The following is a 21,854-nucleotide window of genomic DNA, read 5'->3' on the forward strand; positions in this document are numbered from 1 at the left end:
CCTTTCGGGACTGACTCGGGCGGCGCGTCAGCGCAGCTTGTTGAACAGCGACATCGACTGCATCTGCGAGAAGATCGTCTGCGCCGCCTGCAGCGCGGTGCTCTGCAGCTGGTACTGGCTCAGCGCATCGGCGTAATCCAGGTCGCGCATCTGCGACAGCGTGGTCTTCAGGGTCACGCCATTGGCCTCGCGCATGTCGGCGGCATTGTCCAGCGCCTTCAACTGCGCACCGCCTGCGGCACGCGAATCGATCATCCGCTCGGAAGCGCGCGCCACGTCGCGCAGTGCGCTCTGCAGCTGGTTCTGCTGCGCAGTCATCTGCGCGGTGGTACCGGTGTCGGCACCCAGCGCCGCCACCAGGTTGTCCATGGTGGAGAAGATGTCGCGGCTGCTCGCGGCCTGTACGCTGAAGCTGTCGCCCGCTGCCGGTGCGCCGGTGATGCGCAGGCGCACACCGTTCACTTCCAGATCGTCGCCGGCCTTGTAGGTGCCGGTTCCGGTCACGTTGCCCGCACCGTCCACCACCTCGTATTGGTTGCCAGTGGTGAAGCGCACGCTGAAGCCCTGGCCGTTCCAGCTGTCGCTGCCGTCGCGGGTGATGTTGGTGAGCACGCCGTTGCCGGTGTTGCCGGCCGCAGCGCTGCCGTCGACGAAGCCATCGCCGGTGGGAATGCGCATGAAGATCTCGCTGCCGGGCAGCGCGTCCTTCACGTAGGTATCCGGACCGACTTCAACCTGGCGCTGGGTCTGGTCGCCACGGTAGACCACTTTGCCGTTGATCTTGGCAAACGGCGGGTCGCCGTCGTTGGTGCCACCGAACACGTAGCGGCCGGTGCCATCATCGGCGTTGGCCAGCGACAGCAGGCCGTCGCGGATCTGGTTGACCTCGGTGATCAGCGTCTTCTTGTCCGCCGCGCTCAGCGCCGGGTTGCTGGCCTGGATGGTCAGATCGTTGACGCGTGCCATCAGGTCGTTGACCTGTGCCAGGGTGTTTTCCTGCACGCCCAGGCGGTTCTGCACGTTGCCGGCATTGAGCTTCATGCGGTCCAGTGCAGCCAGGCTGCGGTCAAGGCCGACCGCAGTGCCGGCGGCAACCGGATCGTCCTTGGCGCTGACGATCTTGCTGCCGGTGGCGATCTGCTGCTCCAGGTGGCTGAGCTTGGCCTGCTTGGCCATCATCAGCGACACCGACTGGTTGAACATCATGCTGGTGGAGATGCGGCTGCTCATCGGCGGACGGCTCCCAGGATGGTCTGAAACATGCTGTCGGCGGTCGAGATCAGCTGCGAGGCGGCCTGGTAGGCCTGCTGCAGGCGCAGCATGTCCGCCGCTTCCTCGTCCAGGTTCACGCCGGAGACTTCGTCGCGGGCTTCCTGCGCCTTGTCATTGATCACCAGCTGCGCGTCGAGCGAGTACTCGGCCGAGCGGGCGGCGGCGCCGACCTGGGTGGTCAGGCCACCCAGCGCGCCGTTCAGTGTCACCGTTCCGGCGTTGAACGCCTTCGCGCTTTCCACCTTGGCCAGCTTCGACGCGTTGCTGTTGTCCGACGAACCGGCCGGGGTCGGGGTGATGTTGAAGGTATCGCCCACCTTCGGTGCACCGTCCAGCACGAAGCTCCAGCCGTTGGCGCTGATGGTCTGGCCGGGCGTGTAGGTCTGCGGCGGCCCACCGTCGATGGTGTAGGTGGTGGCCGAGGTGAACACGATCGCCGACGGATTGCGCAGGTTGGCGTTGGTCGAATCGGTGACGGTGACACCGCTCAGCTTGCCGCTACCGGTGTTGGCGGTGGCGGCCGCGCCCTTCACCGCTGCAGCGGCGGCGATGCGCGACGGATCGGTGATTGCCACTTCCATGCTGCCGGCCACGCCCGCGGTCGGCTGCAGCAGGAAGCGGTCATTTGCAGCCGGCGTACCGCCGACGACCAGCTTGACGCCGTTGATCACCAGCGGATCGGCGGCGGTGCCGGTGCCGGTCAGCGGGATGCTGGCGCCGGTGTCGGCGCGGCTGGCCTTCCAGTTGGTGCCATCGAACTGCAGCACCACGTTCTGCGCGTCCAGCTTGCCCAGGTCGCCGTAGGTTGCGCTGAGGCTGGCGGTGCCGGTATTGCTGTTGTTGCCGGTGACGCGCGGGTTGCCGATGGTGAAGAAGTCCCCGCCCAGCTGGCCATACAGGTCCACGCCCTGGTGGTGCGCCTGGTTGAAGCTCTCGGCCAGGCCCACCGCCAGCTTGCCCAGTTCAGCCTGGGCAGGGGTCAGCACGGTGTCGCGGAATTCCAGCAGGCCACCGATCTGGCCGCCGACCGCCTTCGGGTCGAGGCGGATGGTGTTGCCCTGGGTCTCCAGCGCCAACTGCAGGCGCTCGGGCTGGTACGGGTCGGCCACGGTGGTGACCTTGGTCGCCGTGGTACCCACCACCAGCGCGTTGCCGCCGGCGGTGTAGACATTCATGATGCCGCCGTCCTGGATCACCGCCGTGCCACCGGTGTAGCCGATCAGCTGGGTGATCAGCTGGTCGCGGCGGTCGAGCAGATCGGGTGCGGCAGAGGCGATGTTGGTGCCGATGGCGCCGTTGATCTGCGCGATTTCCTGCGCCAGGCGGTTGACCTCGGTGGCACCGGCCAGCAGGCCGTTGTTGACCTCGCTGTTGAGGTTGTTCAAGTGCGTGTTGAGCTGCACGAAGCGGTTGGCCAAGGCCTTGCCGCCGTCGAGCATGTTCTGGCGGTCGGCGGTGCCGGCCGCGTTGGACGACAGGCCACTGACCGAATCGAAGAAGTTCGACCAGACGCCGGCCACATTGGTGGCCGCATCGGAGAACAGCGCGTTGACCCGGTCGGCCATGCCCGAAAGCTGTTTCAGGCGCGCCAGTTCACCGCTGCTGTCGAGCAGGCGCGAGATCGCCAGCTGGTCGGCCGTGCGGCGGATGTCAGTGATCCGGGTGCCGTTGCCGACCGTGCCATAGCCGTAGTTCTGCGGGTCGGCGGTAGCGAAGTTGACCTTCTGCCGGCTGTAGCCGGGCGTATTGAGGTTGGCCACGTTGTGGCTGGTGGTCGCCAACGCACGCTGGAAGGCGAGCAGGGCACCGGTACCGGTGGAAAGTACGCTGGACATGGGGTTCCTCAACGACGGGTGATACCCAGCGCCGCGGTCGCGGTGCTGGCGAAGGTCTGGCCAAGGCGCGCGCCGGCGTCGGTCACGGCCGCTACGGCACGCTCGATGGTCGGGCCGCCGGCGATCGCGGCGATCTTGGCCGCATAGCGCGGGTCGGTGGCATAGCTGGCGCGCTGCAGGCCACGGGCGAAGCCCTGCACGTCGGTGCCGGCCTGCAGGGCCTGCTGGTAGCGCGGGCTGGTCTTCAGCAGGCGCACGTAGTCGGCGAAGCTTTCGGCCGGCGAGCTGTAGGCGCGGAAGCTGGCGGTTTCGTTGCGGCGCACGCCATCCACGTATTCGTGGGTGCCGGCTGCAACGCGCTGGCCGCTCCAGCCGGTGGCCTTGATGCCGAACAGATTGTGCGAGGTACTGCCGTCGGACTGGCGGATGTGGCGCTTGCCCCAGCCGGTTTCCAACGCGGCCTGGGCGACCAGCGCGCGGGCATCCACGCCCAGTTCCCTGGCTGCGCTCTGCGCGTGCTGCCAGATGCTGGCGACGAAACCTTCCGGCGTGTGCGGCCCCAGCTGGGCCACCGCGGTGCGGGTAGCCATCGCATCGGCCTGGCTCATGGCCGTACCGCGGTTGCTGGCCGTCGCCGACCACTGGTCGTTGTTGGCGGACCAGTCCTCGCCCTGCAGGTTGCCGATGTACGGATCCTCGGTGCCCAGCGAGCGGTGCAGGCTGCTGCTTTCGCGACCGGCGATCAGGTCCAGTGCCTGTTCCATCGGTGCCAGCGCGGCCTGCGCGCCGTGCTGTGCGCCGGCCGCCATCTGCTGCAGCATGCGCACGGCCTGGCTGCCATCTTCCAACGGCAGCGACGGTGCCGGCTTGTCCGGCGCGTTGAGCTGGTAGGCGCGGCTGGCCTTGGCCGGATCCACGCGGGTATCCAGCGCGGGGCCGTCGGCGGCCTGGCCGGACAGCTGGCGGCTGATCATGCCGGACAGGCCCAGCCCCTTGCCGCGGGTCATCGCCTCGGCGATCTTCTGGTCGTACATGTCGCGGAACATCTTGTTCTCGCCGGGAAACAGCGAGTCGCCGAAACTGGCATCACGCATGCTCTTGACCAGCATCTGTGCGAACTGGCCTTCCAGCTGGCGTGCGACCTTGTCGATCTTCGCCGGGTCGTTCTGCTGCGCCGGGTGCAGGTCGAATGCGGGATTGATGCGCATGTCAGATCACCTCGAGCTCGGCACTCAATGCGCCGGCCTGCTTCAGGGCTTCCAGGATCGCGATCAGGTCGCCCGGCGCCGCGCCCACGGCGTTCACCGCGTGCACGATCTCGTCCAGGGTGGTGCCGCCGCTGAACTTGAACATGCGGCTGCCGTCGTTGGTGGCGGTGATGGTCGACTGTGGGCTGGCCACGGTACGGCCACCGGACAGGGCATTGGGTTGGCTGACGTTGGTGTTCTCCTGGATCGTCACCGTCAGCGAACCATGCGAGATCGCGGCAGGGCCGACCCGCACCTGCTGGCCGATGACCACGGTGCCGGTGCGGGAATTGACCACGACCTTGGCCGGGGCGCTGCCCGGGGTCAGCTCCAGGTTCTCGATGCGGGCCAGCAGGCCGATGCGTGCGCCCGGATCGGTCGGCGCAGTCACGGCCACGGTCACGCCGTCGACCGCACGCGCGGCGCCTTCGCCGAACGCGTTGTTGAGTGCGGCGACCATGCGCGAAACGGTGGTGAAATCGTTGTTGTGCAGGTTCAGCGTGATGTCGCCGCCATTGGCCAGCGGGTCGGGCAGGGCACGCTCGACCGTGGCGCCATTGGGAATGCGGCCCACGCTCGGTACGTTCACCGAAACCCGCGAACCATCCTTGCCCTGCGCACCAAAGCCGCCGACGATCAGGTTGCCCTGCGCGATCGCATAGATCTGGCCATCGGCGCCGCGCAGCGGGGCCATCAGCAGCGAGCCGCCGCGCAGCGAGACGGCGTTGCCGATCGACGACACGGTGATGTCGATCGGCTGGCCCGGCTTGGCGAACGGCGGCAGCTCGGCATGGATCGCGACGGCCGCAACATTCTTTAGCTGCGGATTGACGTTGGCCGGTACGTTCACGCCCAGCTCGCCGAGCAGGTTCTTCAGGCTCTGCACGGTGAAGGGCGCCTGGCTGGTGCGGTCGCCGCTGCCATCCAGGCCGACCACCAGGCCGTAGCCCACCAGGGCGTTACCACGCACGCCGCCGACCTGGGCCAGGTCCTTGATGCGCTCGGCGCTGGCCGGGGCTGCCACGACCAGCAGCATCAGCGCGACGAACGACGCCACGCGGCGCTGCCAGGAAGAAGAGGGGAGGAGTTTCATGGCCATACTCAGAACGGCGTCAGGCCGGAATTGAAGAAGCGGCTCAGCCAGCCCATCGCGTTGGACTGCGCGACCGGGCCGCGGCCGCCGTAGACGATGCGGGCTTCGGCCACGCGGCTGGAAGGAATGGTGTTGTCCTGGCTGATGTCGCCCGGGCGCACGATGCCCTGCACCTGCACCAGTTCATCACCCTGGTTCAGTCGCAGGTTCTTCTGCCCCTGTACCACCAGGTTGCCATTGGGCAGGCGCTGGATCACCGTGACGGTGACACTGCCCTGCAGGCGGTTGCTCTGCGCGCTGTTGCCCTTGCCGGTGAAGTCACGCGCGCCCTTGGCCGTCGCACTGAGGATGTCCTTGCCGCCCAGGGTGACCGGCGCACCGAGGATGGACGGCGTGCCCAGGCTCAGGTTGGATTCCTTGTTGGTGGCCGTGTTGGCGCTGGTCTGCGCGGTGGTGTTTTCCAGCAGGGTGATGGTCAGCAGGTCGCCGACATCGCGTGCGCGGCGGTCCGAGTATAGCTGCAGGGTCGGGCCGGCAGCGTAGATCGCACCGGCGGTCGGCGCGGCCTGCGGCGGCATGATCGGCTGGATCGGTGCCATCGCCGCGTAGGGGCGCACGTCGCCGGCGATCACGCAGCCACCGAGCAGGGCGACCACGGCGCAGGCGAGGGCAGTGCGGGTGAATCTGGAAATGGGCGACATGGCGGTTTCCCGGTTGGGCCGGTCAGAGCTTGTTGTTGAGATAGCCGAGCATCGAATCGGTGGTGGAGATTGCCTTGGCGTTCATTTCGTAGGCGCGCTGGGTTTCGATCATCGACACCAGCTCTTCGACCACATTGACGTTGCTGCCTTCCAGCGCGCCCTGCACCACGGTGCCGAGGCCGTTGAGCCCGGGATTGCCGTTCTGTGCCGGACCGGAAGCGGTGGTTTCCAGGAACAGGTTCTCGCCGCGCGCCTGCAGGCCGGCCGGATTGACGAAGTCGGTCAGGGTCAGCGCACCCACTTCCACTGACGCCGCGCCGTCGGCCATCTTCACGCTGATGGTGCCGTCGGTACCGATGGTCACCGACTGCGCGCCCTCGGGAATCTGGATGCCCGGCTGCACCGGGTAGCCGCTGTTGGTGACCAGCTCGCTGTCCTGGTTGATCTTGAACGAGCCATCACGGGTGTAGGCCGAGCTGCCGTCGGGCATCTGCACTTCGAAGAAGCCGCGGCCGTTGACCATCACGTCCAGCGCACGGCCGGTCTGCTGCTGGCCACCCTGCTCGAAATTCTTGGCGGTGGCGACCACGCGTACGCCGGTACCCAGCTGCAGGCCGGTCGGCAGCTGGGTCTGCGCCGACGAAGAGCCGCCGGGCTGGCGCACCTGCTGGTACAGCAGGTCCTCGAAGCTGGCACGGTCCTGCTTGAAGCCGGTGGTGTTGGTGTTGGCGAGGTTGTTGGAAACCACCGACATGCGCATCTGCTGCGCATCCAGTCCGGTTTTCGCGATCCACAATGCCTGGTTCATCTTCGGTGTCCTGTCTGGGTAAAGCCGGCCGCGCGATGCGGCCCCTGGTAACGGGTGTGCAAGCGGTGTGCCAGCGCCGCGCCCGGGCGGCGCCGGAATTCCGTCAGCTGCCCAGGCGCAGCAGGTTGTTGGCACTGCGCGCGTTGTCGTCGCCGTGCTTGATCACCTGCACCTGCATTTCGTACTGGCGCTGCAACTGGATCATCTGCACCAGTGCACCGGCGGCATCGACGTTGCTGCCTTCCAGCTGGCCGCTGTGCACGGCCGTGCCCTGTGCCGGTGCGAACGGCTGCAGTGGGTCGGTGTTGCGGAACAGGCCATCCAGGCCACGCTCGAGGCGCTCGTCCGGCGCCTGTACCACCTTGATCCGGCCGATCTGCGCCATGGTCTGCGGGCCTTCGCCCTGCGGGATGATCGAGAGCGTGCCGTCGGCACCGATTTCCATCGCCTGGTAGGGCGGAATGGCGATCGGGTTGTTGTTGTCATCCAGTACCGGACGGCCGCTGGAGGTCACCAGCTGGCCGTTCGGGGTGACCGACAATGCAGCGCCGCGCGTGTATGCCTCACTGCCGTCGCTGGACTGCACGGCCAGCCAGGTGCCGGTCTGCAGGGACAGATCCAGCGGCTTGCCGGTGATGTGCTGCGAGCCGGGAGTACGGTTGAAGCCGGCGTCGACGTGCAGCGCATCCACCCGCGAGGCAAAGCCCGGGCCCTTGATCGGGAAGGCTTCGGTGTTGGCCAGCGCTTCCTTGAAGCCAGGGGTGTCCGAGTTGGCGAGGTTGTGGCTGAGCGTTCCCTGCGCCTGCAGGGAGGCGCGGGCACCGGTCATCGCCACGTAAAGAGCTTTATCCATGCGGGGAGTTCCGTGACAGGGTCAGCAGCTCATCAACGGATGTTGATGACGGTCTGGGTGATCTGGTCCTGCGTGGTGATCATCTGCGCGTTGGCCTGGAAGTTGCGCTGCGCGGTGATCATGTTGACCAGTTGCTCGGTGAGATCGACGGTGGACGCTTCCAGCGAGCCGGCCTGGATCTTGCCGAGGTTGGAGGTGTCCGGCATGCCGGTGCGCGGCGTGCCCGATTCGAAGGTCTCCACCCACAGGTTGTTGCCCTTCGATTCCAGGCCCTGCGTGTTGTTGAAGGTGGTCAGGGCGACCTGGCCCAGTGGCTTGTCGTCGCCGTTGGAATAGCGGGCGTAGACCACGCCGGATTCGGACACGGTCACTTCGTTGAGCTTGCCGGCGGCATAGCCGTCCTGCTGGGTATTGCGCAGGGCGAACTTCTCGCCGTACTGGGTGGAGCCGCTGATGTCCAGCGTCATGTTCAACTGGCCGGCACCGGTGGTCGGGGTGAAGGTGCCGAGGCTGACCTTGCCGTTGGCAGGTGCGACCAGCTTGCCGCTGTTGTCGAAGGTGACCGGGGTCGCTGCGCCGGCCGGCTGGCCATCGACGTAATTGCGCACGGTCCATTCGTTGGGGTTGGCGCCCTTGACGAAGTACGAGACCTGGATGTGGCTCACGCCCAGCGAGTCGTACACGGTGATGCCACCGCTGGAGTGGTTGTAGCTGTTCGAATCGGCCGGGTCGAAGGTCGCCACCGTCGGTTGCTTGGCGTTGGCCGGCAGGGTGAAGCCAACCTTCACTTCGCTGGTCTGCTTCGGCGGGCTGTCGGTGGTCAGCAGCTGCAGGTCGACCAGGCGGCCTGCATCGAAGTTGGTGCCATCGGCATTCGGCGCGAACACCTGCAGGCGCGCACCCTGCGGGTTGACCACGTAGCCGGCCGAGTCGGTCTGGAAGTTGCCGGCGCGCGAGTACACGCGCGAACCATTCATGTTCATGGTGAAGAAGCCTTCACCGGAAATGGCCATGTCCAGGCTGCGCCCGGTCTGCTCGTTGTGGCCCTGGATGAACTGCTGGGCGACGTTGGAAACGCGCACGCCCGAGCCGGTCTGGTTCTTCGACAGGCCGTAGCTGGTCGAAGCGAACAGGTCGGCGAACTCCGCGCGTGACTGCTTGAAGCCGGTAGTGTTGACGTTGGCGACGTTGTTGGCGGTGACGCTCAGGTCGGTGTTGGCGGCGTTGATGCCGGACAGCGAGACATTGAAGCCCATGGGATGCTCCTGGTTGATGCGGAAGGTGCGGCTCAGCTGACGCGGAGCACGTAGTCGATCGGGGCCGTGCCCAGGCCCTTGAGGTTCAGGTACAGGCCGTCGGAACCAACGGTCACGCTCTCCACCGGCGCCTGTACGTAGGTGGACAGCTTGGTGCTCTTGCCGGCGGTGTCGACATGGTTGGCGACGATGGAGTACTTGCCCGGCTCCATGCGCTTGCCGTTGGCATCCTTGCCGTCCCACTGGAAGGCGGTTTCGCCGGCAGCCTTGGCTTCCACGCTCAGCGAGGTGACCTTGGCGCCGTTGGCATCGGTGATGTCCACGGTGATGATGCCGGCCGACGGTGCAGCCACCGTGCCTTCGACATTGCCTTCCTTCTCCAGCACCAGCTTTTCCGACGGCACCAGCACCTGGTGGCCGACCAGCGCAGCGCCACGCAGCACCTGGTCGCTGGCCATCGACTCCTGGAAGCCCTTCACCGTCTTGTTCAGATCGGTGATGCCCTGCACGGTGGACATCTGCGCCATCTGCGCGACCATCTGCGTGTTGTCCATCGGCTTCAGCGGATCCTGGTGCTGCAGCTGCTCGGTCATCAGGCGCAGGAAGTCGGCCTGGTCCAGCGTGTTCTTCTTTTTCGTGGCGTTGCTGTTGGGGGCGTTCAGGCCCAGCGCGGAATAGACGTCCTGGCTGGTCTGGTTGTTGACGGCGGTGGTCATGGCGGTATCCGGTGCTGCGGGCCTCAGCGGCCCATGGTCAGGGTGGCCAGGGCCAGTTCCTTGGCGGTGGTCAACATCTCCACGCCGGCCTGGTAATTGCGCGAGGTCGAGATCAGGTTGACCATCTGCGCCACCGGATCGACATCGGGCTGGTAGATGTAGCCATCGGCGTCGGCCAGCGGGTGGCCTGGCTCGTAGCGCTTGATCGGCGCGGCCTCGCTCTGGGTGATCTCCTTCACCTTCACCGAGGTGATGTTGGGATCGTTCTTGCTGGTGACGGCCTGGAAGATCGGTTCCAGCGGCTTGTACACGGCGTCGGCGGAACCGGCGACGGTGTCGGCATTGGAGAGGTTGGAGGCGATGGTGCTCATGCGCACCGACTGTGCCTGCAGCGCGGAGCCGGCGATGTCGAAGATCGGCAGGTTGCTCATGGCTTATTGCCCCGTGATCGCGGTCAGCATGGAACGCACCTTGCTCTCGACGAAGCTGAGCGAGGCGCGGTATTCCAGTGCGGCGCGGCCATAGGCGGCACGCTCGGCATCGGGGTCGACGGTGTTGCCGTCCAGGCTGGGCTGCACGCCTTCGCGCGCGATCTGGAACGGGTTCAGGCCACTACTGATCTCGTAGTGCTGCTCATGGGTGGTGGCCATCAGGCCATTGGCATCCTGCCCCTGGGCGTGGCGCAGGGCGGCATCGAAGTCCAGGTCCTGGGCCTTGTAGCCGGGAGTGTCGGCATTGCCGAGGTTGCTGGCGATCAGCTTCATCCGCTGTTCGCGCAACGGCATGGCCTGGGCGTGGACGCCCAGGTAGTCGGTAATCAGGTTGCGCACGGTGCACTCCCACGGGAACGTTGCCCGGGAAGCTGCAAGGGGTGTGCCAAATGGAGAGGGGGTCAGATCCCCGCAGGGGCTCTGACCCCGTGGTTGACGCGTTGCGATGCGGGGTCGGAGCCCGTTCCGGCATCCGACCCCTCGGCGGGCCTTACGCCGCCAGCGCCACCTTGCGCAGGCGGTCCAGCACGAAGTCGGCCAGCTCGTGCGGCGAGTACTTGGCGACGAACGCATTGGCGCCGACGCGCTCGACCATGGCGTTGTTGAAGACGCCCGACAGCGAGGTGTGCAGCAGCACGTACAGGCCGGCCAGGCCCGGGTGGCGCCGGATTTCCGTCGTCAGCGTGTAGCCATCCATGGCCGGCATCTCGATGTCCGAGATGACCATGGCATAGCGCTCAGCCGGGTTTTCCCCCGAGGCGTGGACCTGCAGCAGGTGGTCCAGCGCCTGCTTGCCGTCGGAAAGCAGGGTGGCACCCACGCCCAGCTGGTCCAGCACGCTGCGGATCTGCTGGCGGGCCACGCGCGAGTCGTCCACCACCAGCACCTGCAGCTGCGGGCCGTCGGCGGGCATGGCCATTGCCGGGTCGAGTACCGCTTCTCCGCGCACCTGGGCGATATCGGCCAGCACGCTCTCAACGTCGATCACCTGGATCAGCTCGCCCTGGAAGCGGGTCACCGCGGTCAGGTAGCTCGACTCGGCGCCCAGCTCCGGTGGCGGGTGGATGTCTTCCACCGCGATGTTGACGATGCGTTCGACGCCACTGACCAGGAAGCCCTGGATCGAGCGGTTGAATTCGGTGACGACCAGGTAGCCGGGCGAGGTGTCCGCGTCCGGTTCGCGCTCGGGGTGGCCGATCGCCAGGCCCAGGTCCAGTACCGGCACCGAGCGGCCGCGCACGTCGGCCACGCCGGAGAACTGGCTGGGCAGGCCGGGCACCTGGAACAGCTCCGGGCGGCGCAGGACTTCCTGCACCTTGAAGACATTGACGCCAAAAAGCTGACGTCCGCCGAGGCGGAACAGCAGCAGCGCCAGGCGGTTGTGGCCGGCCAGTCGGGTCCGCTGGTCGATCCGGTTGAGCAGGTCATGGGACATGGCTGCTGTATCGGCGTGGTGGGGGCGGAACTTGAGGGCGCTCTGTCGTCCGCGCGCTCCACACCGCGTTTGTAGAGTCGACTGTCAGTCGACTGCTCTTCGATCCGATCACGGGAAACCCCGCGCTTCGCGCGAAAGTCGACTGGCAGTCGACTCTACCCATCCGGTCGAATCCCCATCCCGGATCCGATCAACGGGACCCGGTCTCTGGCACACCCCTTGCACGCTGCTGGGCCAGATCCCATCGACAGGAGGCGCCATGCGCCGGGTCACATCGCTGTTCGCCATCGCGCTCGCCCTGGCCGCGCCGTGGGCGGGCGCCACGGACTGGCAGCCGGTGGCCAGCATCCGCACTGCGGCGCTGTCGACGCTGCCTGCCGGCAGTGAAGGCGAGGCGCAGGTGGCCGATGCGCTGCGCCTGCCGAAATGCGGCAGCGCGTTGCAGGTGCAGCCCACCGCCAACACCACGGTGGAGGTGAGCTGTCCCGATGCGGGCGGCTGGCGCCTGTTCGTGCCGGTGAAGGTGCGGCGCAACCAGACCGTGCTGGTGCTCAACCGCGGAATCGGCACTGGAGAAACCCTCACGGCCGCCGATATCACCACTGCCCAGCGTGACGCTGCCCGGATTGCCGGCGCGGTGCTGTCCGATCCCAATGCAGCGATCGGCCGCATCGCCCGCCGTCCGTTGCAGGCCGGAGCGCTGCTGTCGAACAACGATCTGGTGGTCCAGCGTCTCATCAAGCGAGGAGACAATGTAGCCCTGGTGTCGCGTCGCGGCTCGGTCGAGGTGCGCATTGCCGGCCGTGCGATGGGTGATGCCGGTGAGAACGAGCGGGTCTCGGTCGAGAACCTGTCCTCGCGGCGGATCGTGCAGGGCACGGTCGACGCCGCAGGTGACGTAATCGTGGCGCGTTGATTTACCGCAAAATATCCCTAAAGATCACGGCCCTGCGGCCGTTATCCCTTGTGAACGGCAACTCCAGGACACCCCATGAGCCAGAAAATCGACGGCAACCTGCAGGTCCCCCAGGCACTGCGCAGCGTGACGACCCCGGCCAGCAAGCCCGGCGTCAGCACCGATGCGGCGGCGCGCCCGGTCGAGGCGGCCGACAGCCTGCGCCTGACCGGCGAGGCCACCAATCTGCAGGCCATCGAGCGTGAGCTGACCACCGCCCCGGCGATCGACGCCCAGCGCGTGGCGGCCGTGCGCGAGTCACTGCAGAACGGCACCTACAAGATCAATCCGGACGCGATCGCATCGCGCATGCTCGATCTGGACCAGCAGCTGCACGGATGACTGCGGCGATGAGCGAGCCGCTGCAGCGCCTCGCCCAGGCCCTGGACGTTGAGCGCCAGGCCCTGGTCGAGCACGACATGCACGCCCTGATCCGGGCCACCGGCGCCAAGCTGGAAGCGCTGCGTGCGCTGGAAGGCGCGCCGCCGGTGGGCGAGGGCGAACAGCTGCAGGAACTGGCCGAGCGCAACCGCGCCAACGGCGTGCTGCTGTCGCGCCGTCGCCGCGAGGTGAACTGGGCGCTGCGCCAGCTCGGCCGTACCGAAGATGCCTCGGCCTACGATGCCAAGGGCCAGTCGCACACGGTCAGCATCGGCCGGCCACTCGCCGTCGCCTGACGCGACGGCGGTCGCACACCCCCTCCCGGTGGGCTGAAGCCCGCTGCATGACCGCGTATATTGGGCGCCTGTTCGAACGCCCCGAGTCGCCGTGTCCGCTGCCGCTGCCAACGCCCTGGTTACCGCCCCCCTTCCGCCGCAGCCGGTGCTGCAGGCCCTGCTTGAGCGCCTGCGCGAAGGCCTGCTGCTGTTCACTGAAGACGGGCAGGTGGCCCTGGCCAACCCGGCCGCGCAGAACCTGCTGGCCAGTGGCTCGGACGGCGGATTGCCGCCGCCGCAGCGGCTGCGCGAGCTGCTCCCCCCTGATGCACTGGAGCAGGCCCGCCAGCATGGCCACTGGAATGGCAGCCTGCCGCTGGGCGAGGGCGTGGTCATCGCCCACCTGTACCACCATGGTCCGGTCGGCGAAGGGCATTTCCTTGCGTTGTTCCGCCACATCGAAGGGCAGGAAGACTACGAGCGCGAACTGCAGCAGCGCCACGCCGAGCTGCGCCAGGCCTACCTGCGCCTCAATGGCACCCAGGAAAAGCTGCTGCAGTCGGAGAAGATGGCCTCGATCGGCCAGCTCGCCGCCGGCGTCGCGCACGAGATCAACAACCCGATCGGTTACGTGCACTCCAACCTGGGCAGCCTGCAGGAGTACCTGCGCAGCCTGTTCACCGTGATCGAAGCCTACGAGCGCGCCCTGCGCGCGCCGGACCCGAAGGCACTGATCCCGGAAATCGATGACATCCGTGACCGCCTGGACATCGACTTCATCAGCCGCGACCTGCCGCAGCTGATGGCCGAATCGCGCGAAGGCATCGAGCGCGTTACCCGCATCGTGCGCGACCTGAAGGACTTCTCGTATTCCGGTCGCGACGAATCGTGGAAGCTGGTCGACCTGCACGCGGGCCTGGAATCGACCATCAACATCATCTGGAACGAACTCAAGTACAAGGTCACCCTGGTACGCGAATTCGGCCAGTTGCCGCTGGTGGAGTGCCTGCCGTCGGAGTTGAACCAGGTCTACATGAACCTGCTGCTCAACGCTGGCCATGCCATCGCCGAGCGCGGCACGATCATTGTGCGCACCGGCGTTGATGGCGATCACGTGTGGGTTGAATTCGAAGACACCGGCGGCGGCATCTCGCCGGAACTGCGCCAGCGCATTTTCGATCCGTTCTTCACCACCAAGCCGGTCGGCAGTGGCACCGGTCTGGGCCTGTCGATCTCCTACAGCATCATCAACAAGCATCACGGCCGCATCGACCTGGACAGCACCCCGGGCGTGGGCTCGCGCTTCCGCGTGGTGCTGCCGGTGAAGCAGCCGCGCTGACCGCTTCCGAAGTGGAACCGGACACCCAGAGCAGCCGGCCAGCGGCCGGCTCTACCGGGGCCTATCGATGGTAGTGCCGGCCGCTGGCCGGCAGCTTCATTGAACCCGGCCACCCAGAGCAGCCGGCCAGCGGCCGGCTCTACCGGGGCCCATCGATGGTAGTGCCGGCCGCTGGCCGGCAACCTCATTGAAGCCGGGCACCCAGGGCAGCCGGCCAGCGGCCGGCTCTACCGGGGCCGATCGATGGTAGTGCCGGCCGCTGGCCGGCAACCTCATTGGAACCGGACACCCAGAGCAGCCGGCCAGCGGCCGGCTCTACCGGGGCCAATCGACGGTAGTGCCGGCCGCTGCCCGGCAACCTCATTGAAGCCGGGCACCCAAGGCAGCCGGCCAGCGGCCGGCTCTACCCGATCATCACCGCAGCGGCCGATCCTCGCCACCATCCCCGGTTTCCACCGGTGCCGGGCCGGCATTGCTACGGCGCTGTTCTTCGTACGTGCGGAATGCCTGGTGGATGTGCTTGCGCAGCTCGTCGTCGTTCCACGGCTTGGTCAGGAAGCGATAGATCGCGCCGCGGTTGATCGCATCGGTCACCGTGTTCAGATCGGTGTAGCCCGACAGCACCAGGCGGATCGTATCCGGGTACAGCATCTTCACCCGGCCCAGGAACTCGGTGCCGCTCATGTCGCTCATGCGCTGGTCGGACAGGATCACCTGCACGTCGTTGATCGCCAGCAGATCAAAGGCGTCACGCACGTTGCCAGCGGCCAGGATGCGGTAGCCGTCGCGGCGGAACAGGCGCACCAGCGAGCGCAGCACGTTCTCCTCGTCATCCAGCAGCAGCAACGTGCGGTCCGGGCGCGTTTCGGCGAAGGCTTCCGGGCGCAGGTAGCGCCGGCGCAGGGTCATGCCGGCGGCATCGGCCGACATCGGCTCGCCGAACAGGTAGCCCTGGAACACATCGCAGTCGTTGCGGCGCAGGAAGCCCAGTTGGGCCTGCGATTCCACGCCGTTGGCAATCACGGTCATGCCCAGCTGGTGGCCCATGGCAATGATCGCGCGGGCAATGGCTGCTTCGCGATTGCCAGCCGGTGCGCTCTTGATGAAGCTGCGGTCGATCTTCAGCTTGTCCACCGGGTAGCGCACCAGCGCGCTGAGGCTGGAATCGCCGGTGCCGAAGTTGTCCAGGCTCAGGCTGATGCCTTCGTTGCGCAGGTTGGCCAGCGTTTCATGGACGAAATTGACGTTGTTGGTCAGCGCGCTCTCGTTGATCTCCAGCGTCAGCATGTGCGCCGGCACGCCCGCGGCCTGCAGCAGGGACATCACCTCGGCGAAGAAGTTCGGCCGCAGCAGCTGCAGGGTGGACACGTTCACCGCGATGGTGAAGTCATCAAAGCCCTGGTCGCGCCACAACCGCGCCTGCTTCAATGCGCCTTCCAGCACCCAGGTGCCGATCTGCACGATGATGCCCAGGCGCTCGGCGGTGCGCATGAAGCGCTCCGGCACCAGCATGCCCAGGGTCGGCGACTGCCAGCGCAGCAGCGCTTCCATGCCGACCACGTGGCCGTCGCGGGCGCTCACCAGCGGCTGGTAACGCAGCTTCAGCTCGCCATTGGGAATGGCATCGACGATCTGGCGCGCGATGATGCTCTCGCTGTGCGCGCTCGGCGGGGTATCCACGGCATGGATGCGCACGGCATTGCCGCCTTCGCGGGCGGCCTGGTACAGCGCATCTTCGGCATGGTCGAGCAGGCGCGAGGCGCTGCTGGCATGTTCCGGGCACAGGCTCACGCCCAGCTTGCCGGTCATGAACAGCGTGTATGGAAGCACCGACAGCGGCAGTTCCATCTGCTGGCGGATCTCTTCAGCGAAGTCCTCCGGCAGCGGCAGGTCCGCGGTGCGGGGCACCGCGATCAGGAACTCGTCGCTGCCATGCCGCCACAGCTTGCCACGCCCGCGCAGGTAGGACTGCAGGCGCTGCGCCACCAGTACCAGCGCCTGATCGCCCACTTCGGCACTCATGTTCTCGTTGACCGATGCGAAGTGGTCGATGTCCACGTGCATCAGCATCAGCGCAATGCCGCCGGAGGCCGCCTCGGCAACCATCGCCTGCAGCTCGGGGTTGCCGGCGCCAAGGCGGTCGGGGGCATCATCGATGCTGACCGGGGGCAGGTTGGGATTCCACATAGGCTCAGTATTCCGGTGAATCGACGGCGGCCATGCTGGTCGCCTGGTAGGGGAGGTGGACGTCGATCAGGGTGCCCTCGCCATGCGCGGATTCGATCCGCACGTGGCCACCGACGCTCTGCGCGCGCTCGCGCATCACGATCAGGCCGAGGCCGCGCGGGCCGTCCGGATCGAAGCCTTCACCATCATCGCGGATCTGCAGGTGCAGGCCACGCTGGCTGACGTCGCGCAGCTGCAGCAGGACCTGGCTGGCGCGCGCATGGCGCAGCGCATTGGTCAGGCTTTCCTGTGCGATGCGGAAGCAGGCTTGTTCGATGCTGTTGTCGGGGCGGTGCGGCAGCGGCTCGATCTCGGCCAGCAGCTCCACCGGCGAAGAGCGGAACAGCACCCGCGCCTGCCAGCTCAGCGCCGCCTCCAGGCCCAGTGCATCCAGCTGCGGCGGGCGCAGCAGGGTGGAGATGTCGCGCAGCTTGGCCACGGTGGTGTCAGCCAGGCTGACGATCTGCGCCAGGTCCTCGCCACGACGCTTCGGATCGTCCTCATCCTGCGCCGCATGCGCCGACAGCTTGATCGCGGTAATGGCCTGGCCGATGTCATCGTGCAGGTCGCGCGAGATCGCGCGACGCTCGTCCTCCTGCAGCGAGAACAGCCGCCCGGCCATCGCCTGCAGCTCGCGATTGCTGGTTTCCAGCGCCCTGCGGGTGCGTTCGGAATCGCTCAGGTCGCGTACGATCAGCAGCTTGCAGTCACGACCGCCGTAGCGCACTTCGCCCACCGCCAGACCGGCATGGAAGCTGCGGCCGTCCGCACGCTGCATGGCCACCACGCTGCTGTGGCCCGGCCCCAGGTGGGGCTGGCCGGCGCGCAGCTGGCTGCGCACCCGTGGCAGGTCGGCGGCAGCGACCAGTGCCGACAGCGGCTCGCCCAGCAGGGTGTGGCTGCCGTAGCCGAACAGGCCGGCGGCCCAGGCGTTGGCGTACAGCACGTGCTCGTCGGAGAGGATCACCACGCCGTCGGGCAGTACCCGCACCAGCTCGCGGAACTGTTCCTCGCGCTCGCGCAGCAGGCGCCGCGACTGCTCGCGCTCGGTCACGTCCTGCAGCGTCCCCAGCACGCGGCTGCGGCCGGCTTCGTCGATACCGCTGGCCGCCCGCAGGTGCACCATCAATGCACGGCCGTCCATCGACAGCAGCGGCAGCAGCACGTCCACCTGTACCGGCTCGCCGGAGCACAGTTCGGCCAGCAGCTGTTCGGTCTGGGTGGCGGTGGCCGGGTCGGCCGGCACCAGCAGCTCATCGAAGCGGTGCCAGCGCCGGGCCTCGGGCGGGCGGCGGCCGAGCAGGCGATAGACCTGGTTGGAATAGCGGCCCAGCCCGGTGGACGGGTCCAGTTCCCAGGCGCCGATGCGGGCCAGCTCATGGGCTTCCTCCACCCGGGCCAACGCCTGGTCGCGGCGCAGCTGGGCCAGATCCTCGGCGGTGCGGTCGATGGCGATCAGCAGGCGGGCGTTGTGGCCGTCGTAGCTGATGGCGTTGGAGCGCAGCTCCATCTGCCGCAGCGCGCCATCGCGCAGCTGCAGCTGAGCGCGCAGGATGCACAGCTCCTCGGGCGCCTCGCGGATCGCCTCCAGCTTGGTCTGCAGGGCCTGATCCTGGCCCGGCGGCCACAAGGCGTCGATGGTCTGTTCCAGCAGCTCGTCGCGGTCCCAGCCGAAGGCGCTGCAGGCGGCGGGGTTGGCATCGAGGATCGCCAGCGTGTCCAGGTCGTAGACGAGGATCGGCCCGGGGTTGCCCTCGAACATCTGCCGCAGGCGCAGCTCGGAGGCCTGCTGGCGCGCATGGGTATGCAGCACGTGTTCGGCCAGCGGGCGCAGCAGCAGATAGAGCAGGCCGGCGCTGGCCAGCGCGAAGAACGAGCCCTTCAGGCCCTGCCACAGGGCCGCCTGCTGCGGATCGGGCACCAGCGCCTGCACCACGCTGTCGGTGGAGATCATCCAGGCCAGCGCCATCACCAGGTAGCTCAGCACCACCCGGCGCCGGTCACGGCTCAGCGCCTGCGCCATCCGCGGGTCGGGAACTGGGGCGTTGCCGGTCGGTTCTGCGGGCATGGACGGGGCGGGTGACAGGGGCGCCGGTCATCTTACCCCGCAGCGTGCCGTGACCACTCAATTATCCGCCGCAGGCGCCGTTAACCACTGCGTGCCCCGCTGACGGGCGTGTCATCCGGAGCAAGATCGCGTGGACCAAGGGATCATCGCCAGCCTGCTGCAGCACCCGCTTGCGTCGGCGCTGGTCATCGTCGACCGTGCCGGGCGCCCGCTGGCGGCCAATCCGGCCGCGCGCGAGCATGGCCTGCCGGCCACCGTGGCGGCCTATGCGCCGATGCTGGAAGATCTGCGCCTGATGGCCGCCGATGGTGGCATCGTTGCCTGCACGCTGCCGGGCGGCCCGCGGGGGCACTACGACGGGCACCTGCGTGCGGTGCACGACGGTGCCGGCAACCTGCTGGCGTTCACCCTGAGCATTCCCGAGCCGGTGCCGGTCGATGCGGGCGGGCGCTGGGAACTGGCACTGGACAGCGCCGGCCACAGCCTGTGGGACTGGGACATCCCCAGTGACCGGGTGGCGCGCACGCCGGCGCTGGGCGACGAGACCGCCACTGAATTGCTGTCTCGCGTGCACGGCGAGGACATCGTGCAGGTGCGCGCCGCGCTCGACGAGCACCTGCGCGGGCACAGCGAGCAGTACAGCGCACAGTTCCGTTTCCGCCAGGCCGATGGCCAGTGGCGTTGGGTGCTCGATCGCGGCCGCGTGGTCGCTCGCACCGCCGATGGCCAGCCCCTGCGCATGGTCGGCACGCATACCGATATCGAGCAGCAGAAGCAGCTCGAATCGCTGCTGCAGGAACAGCAGCTGCACCTGAGCGAGGCCCAGCGCATCGCCAGCATGGGCAGCTGGTCGTTTGATCCCAACAGCGGGCATTTCTGGTGGTCGCCGGAACTGCGTTCGCTGCTGGCCCTGGAGCAGGGCGCCGTTCCGGGCCAGCGGCGTTGGCTGAAGCAGCTGCATCCACGCTCCCGCGGCGCGCTGCGCGCGGCATGGCGGCGGTTGTGGCGCGATGGCCGCGCTGCCAACCTCGAGCTGGAGCTGACCCGCGGCCATGAGCCTTCGCAGCACCTGCGGCTATGGATGCAGCCGCTGCTGGACATGGACGGGCAACCCAAGCGCCTGCTCGGCCAGGTACAGAACATCACCGAACAGCACCAGACCGATGCGTTGATCCGCTGGCGCACCGAACTGCTGAACCGGGTCTCCGCGCTGGGCCGCATCGGCGGCTGCGAGATCGAAGTGCAGACCCGCAGCATGCAATGGACCGAGGAGTGCTACCGCATCCATGGCCTGCGCAAGGAACCGATCACCCTCGACCAGGCGCTGGCGCTGTACACGGAGGACTCGCGCAACGCGTTCGAGGCGGCGCTCGCCCGTATCGCCAACGGCGGCCTGCCCGAGCAGCTGGACCTGTGTTTCTACCGCCAGTCCGGCCTGCGCGTCTGGGTGCAGGTGCTGATCGAACTGGACCGCCGTGACGGCCTGCCGCCGCGGTTCGTTGTCCTGTTCCGTGACATCACCCGCGAGCGCGAAGCCAACGAGCGCATCGAACTGCTGGCCCACTACGACCTGCTGACCGGCCTGCCCAACCGCGTACTGCTCGGCGAACAGACCGCCGAAGCCATCGAGGAAGCACGCGACCGCGGTTGCTCGCTGGCCATGCTGTTCATCGACCTGGACGGCTTCAAGACCATCAACGACAGCTTCGGCCACGCCACCGGCGATGCGCTGCTGAAGGCCGCAGCCACCCGCCTGCACCAGAACCTGCGCAACAACGACCTGTTCGGCCGCTTCAGTGGCGATGAGTTCATCGTGGTGCTGCGCGACCTGGCCGAGCCGGAAGATGCCGGTCATGTCGCCCGCAAGCTGATTGCCTCGCTGGCTGAGCCGCTGCGCCGTGGCGAGACCACGTTGAAAGTCGGCGCCAGCGTCGGCATCGCGATGCTGGGCGATGCGCAGACCGATTTCGACTCACTGCTGCGCGCGGCCGACGCCGCGATGTATGCGGCCAAGGAAGCCGGGCGCAACACCTACCAGTACTACAGCCAGGACGCCCTGGCCCGCATCCAGCGCCGGCTGGACGTCGAGCATGCCCTGCATGGGGCGATCGAGCGCGACGAGTTCAGCCTGGCCTACCAGCCGCTGCTGCACGCCCACCACGGCGAGCCACCGGCGATCGAGGCACTGTTGCGCTGGCACCGCCCCGGCATCGGCTACTGCAGCCCGGCCGAGTTCATTCCCATTGCCGAAAAGTGCGGCGAGATCGTGCGCATCGGCGATTGGGTGCTGAACGAGGCCTGCCGCCAGGCGACCGCCTGGGACCGTGCCGGACTGCACTTTGATCGCATCGCGGTCAACGTGTCGGCGGTGCAGCTGCGTGATCGCGGCTTCGCCGAGCGCGTGATCGAGATCTGCCATGCCCATGGCTGGCCGCCGCAACGGCTGGAACTGGAGCTGACCGAGTCGGCGCTGATCCGTGATACCGACATCCTGCGCCATTGCTTCGACGTGCTGGAACGGCACGGCGTGCCGCTGGCGGTGGATGACTTCGGCACCGGCTTCTCCAACCTCAATTACCTCAACCGCTTCCCGGTGGGGCGCCTGAAGATCGACCGCAGTTTCGTGCAGGGCATGCTGCATGATTCGGGCACGGCCGAAGTCACCCAGGCCATCGTCCACCTGGGCCACGCGCTGGGCATGAAGGTGGTGGCCGAAGGCGTGGAAACCCACCAGGAAGAAGACATGCTGCGCCGCCAGGGCTGCGACGAGATCCAGGGCTACCTGTACTCGCGTCCGCTCAGCCCGCGTGATCTGGCGCAGTGGCTGCGCCAGCAGCGCCCGGCGCCAATGCGCACCGACGCCAGCGGCGAAGCGGTGCTGGTGCGCTGAGGGTCTGCGCTGG

General features: G+C 67.5%; 19 protein-coding genes. 5 read left to right on the forward strand and 14 right to left on the reverse strand.

Translation table 11 applies throughout. From position 1 onward, the window contains the following. Positions 1-27 precede the first annotated feature (27 nt). From flgL to AC5P7I_RS13585, 12 genes are all read right to left on the reverse strand, one after another. Positions 28-1,230: a flagellar hook-associated protein FlgL gene (gene flgL, locus AC5P7I_RS13530; RefSeq protein WP_014647057.1), complete on the reverse strand. Its 1,203-nt coding sequence runs from the start codon at positions 1,228-1,230 to the stop codon at positions 28-30. After that, on the reverse strand, positions 1,227-3,107 hold the full coding sequence (flgK, locus tag AC5P7I_RS13535; protein ID WP_262087560.1) for a flagellar hook-associated protein FlgK: 1,881 nt from the start codon (positions 3,105-3,107) through the stop codon (positions 1,227-1,229). The genes flgL and flgK overlap by 4 nt, the downstream gene beginning before the upstream one ends. An 8-nt stretch (positions 3,108-3,115) precedes the next feature. Continuing rightward, the gene (gene flgJ / locus AC5P7I_RS13540; RefSeq protein WP_262087561.1) at positions 3,116-4,315 is read right to left on the reverse strand and encodes a flagellar assembly peptidoglycan hydrolase FlgJ; all 1,200 of its coding nucleotides are present in this window, start codon (positions 4,313-4,315) and stop codon (positions 3,116-3,118) included. 1 nt (position 4,316) lies between these two features. Further along, a complete protein-coding gene (locus AC5P7I_RS13545; RefSeq protein ID WP_041863393.1) occupies positions 4,317-5,453 on the reverse strand; it encodes a flagellar basal body P-ring protein FlgI in 1,137 nt (378 codons plus the stop codon). A 2-nt stretch (positions 5,454-5,455) separates the two neighbouring features. Next, the gene (gene flgH / locus AC5P7I_RS13550; RefSeq protein ID WP_014647061.1) at positions 5,456-6,148 is read right to left on the reverse strand and encodes a flagellar basal body L-ring protein FlgH; all 693 of its coding nucleotides are present in this window, start codon (positions 6,146-6,148) and stop codon (positions 5,456-5,458) included. Between the two features lie 22 nt (positions 6,149-6,170). After that, positions 6,171-6,956: a flagellar basal-body rod protein FlgG gene (gene flgG / locus AC5P7I_RS13555; protein ID WP_005409571.1), complete on the reverse strand. Its 786-nt coding sequence runs from the start codon at positions 6,954-6,956 to the stop codon at positions 6,171-6,173. Positions 6,957-7,059: 103 nt separating this feature from the next. Then, positions 7,060-7,809 carry a flagellar basal body rod protein FlgF gene (locus tag AC5P7I_RS13560; RefSeq protein WP_014647062.1) on the reverse strand — a complete coding sequence of 250 codons (750 nt, stop codon included), beginning with the start codon at positions 7,807-7,809 and terminating at the stop codon, positions 7,060-7,062. 32 nt (positions 7,810-7,841) lie between these two features. Continuing rightward, positions 7,842-9,065 (reverse strand): flagellar hook protein FlgE, encoded by a 1,224-nt coding sequence (flgE, locus tag AC5P7I_RS13565; protein WP_197621743.1) that lies wholly within the window; start codon positions 9,063-9,065, stop codon positions 7,842-7,844. 32 nt (positions 9,066-9,097) lie between these two features. After that, the gene (locus AC5P7I_RS13570) at positions 9,098-9,781 is read right to left on the reverse strand and encodes a flagellar hook assembly protein FlgD (RefSeq protein WP_014647064.1); all 684 of its coding nucleotides are present in this window, start codon (positions 9,779-9,781) and stop codon (positions 9,098-9,100) included. A gap of 23 nt (positions 9,782-9,804) precedes the next feature. Further along, positions 9,805-10,212, reverse strand: coding sequence for a flagellar basal body rod protein FlgC (flgC, locus tag AC5P7I_RS13575; RefSeq protein WP_005416461.1), 408 nt, complete (start codon positions 10,210-10,212; stop codon positions 9,805-9,807). 3 nt (positions 10,213-10,215) lie between these two features. Next, positions 10,216-10,611 (reverse strand): flagellar basal body rod protein FlgB, encoded by a 396-nt coding sequence (gene flgB, locus AC5P7I_RS13580; protein WP_005409576.1) that lies wholly within the window; start codon positions 10,609-10,611, stop codon positions 10,216-10,218. A 151-nt stretch (positions 10,612-10,762) separates the two neighbouring features. Further along, positions 10,763-11,707 carry a chemotaxis protein gene (locus AC5P7I_RS13585; RefSeq protein WP_014037130.1) on the reverse strand — a complete coding sequence of 315 codons (945 nt, stop codon included), beginning with the start codon at positions 11,705-11,707 and terminating at the stop codon, positions 10,763-10,765. Positions 11,708-11,966: 259 nt separating this feature from the next. On the opposite strand from AC5P7I_RS13585, the gene flgA reads away from it, so the two are divergent. The 4 genes from flgA to AC5P7I_RS13605 all read left to right on the forward strand — a co-directional run bounded on the left by flgA (position 11,967) and on the right by AC5P7I_RS13605 (position 14,657). Further along, complete coding sequence (flgA, locus tag AC5P7I_RS13590; protein ID WP_032961903.1) at positions 11,967-12,623, forward strand: flagellar basal body P-ring formation chaperone FlgA; 657 nt, start codon at positions 11,967-11,969, stop codon at positions 12,621-12,623. Positions 12,624-12,698: 75 nt separating this feature from the next. Continuing rightward, positions 12,699-13,004 carry a flagellar biosynthesis anti-sigma factor FlgM gene (gene flgM, locus AC5P7I_RS13595; RefSeq protein ID WP_014647067.1) on the forward strand — a complete coding sequence of 102 codons (306 nt, stop codon included), beginning with the start codon at positions 12,699-12,701 and terminating at the stop codon, positions 13,002-13,004. Then, a complete protein-coding gene (locus tag AC5P7I_RS13600; RefSeq protein WP_041863395.1) occupies positions 13,001-13,339 on the forward strand; it encodes a flagella protein in 339 nt (112 codons plus the stop codon). The genes flgM and AC5P7I_RS13600 overlap by 4 nt, the downstream gene beginning before the upstream one ends. Positions 13,340-13,430: 91 nt before the next feature. Next, positions 13,431-14,657 (forward strand): ATP-binding protein, encoded by a 1,227-nt coding sequence (locus tag AC5P7I_RS13605; protein WP_262087562.1) that lies wholly within the window; start codon positions 13,431-13,433, stop codon positions 14,655-14,657. Positions 14,658-15,071: 414 nt separating this feature from the next. Here AC5P7I_RS13605 and AC5P7I_RS13610 read toward each other — a convergent pair whose 3' ends face one another. Together AC5P7I_RS13610 and AC5P7I_RS13615 are read right to left on the reverse strand one after the other, a co-directional pair. Next, positions 15,072-16,844 carry an EAL domain-containing protein gene (locus tag AC5P7I_RS13610; RefSeq protein ID WP_014647070.1) on the reverse strand — a complete coding sequence of 591 codons (1,773 nt, stop codon included), beginning with the start codon at positions 16,842-16,844 and terminating at the stop codon, positions 15,072-15,074. A gap of 4 nt (positions 16,845-16,848) precedes the next feature. After that, a complete protein-coding gene (locus AC5P7I_RS13615) occupies positions 16,849-18,951 on the reverse strand; it encodes a sensor histidine kinase (RefSeq protein ID WP_032961901.1) in 2,103 nt (700 codons plus the stop codon). A 130-nt stretch (positions 18,952-19,081) separates the two neighbouring features. Between AC5P7I_RS13615 and AC5P7I_RS13620 the strand changes: the two genes are divergently transcribed. Then, a complete protein-coding gene (locus AC5P7I_RS13620) occupies positions 19,082-21,841 on the forward strand; it encodes a bifunctional diguanylate cyclase/phosphodiesterase (protein WP_262087563.1) in 2,760 nt (919 codons plus the stop codon). Positions 21,842-21,854: the final 13 nt, after the last annotated feature.

The sequence above is a fragment of the Stenotrophomonas sp. YJH_SMC_138 genome, from assembly GCF_059369855.1.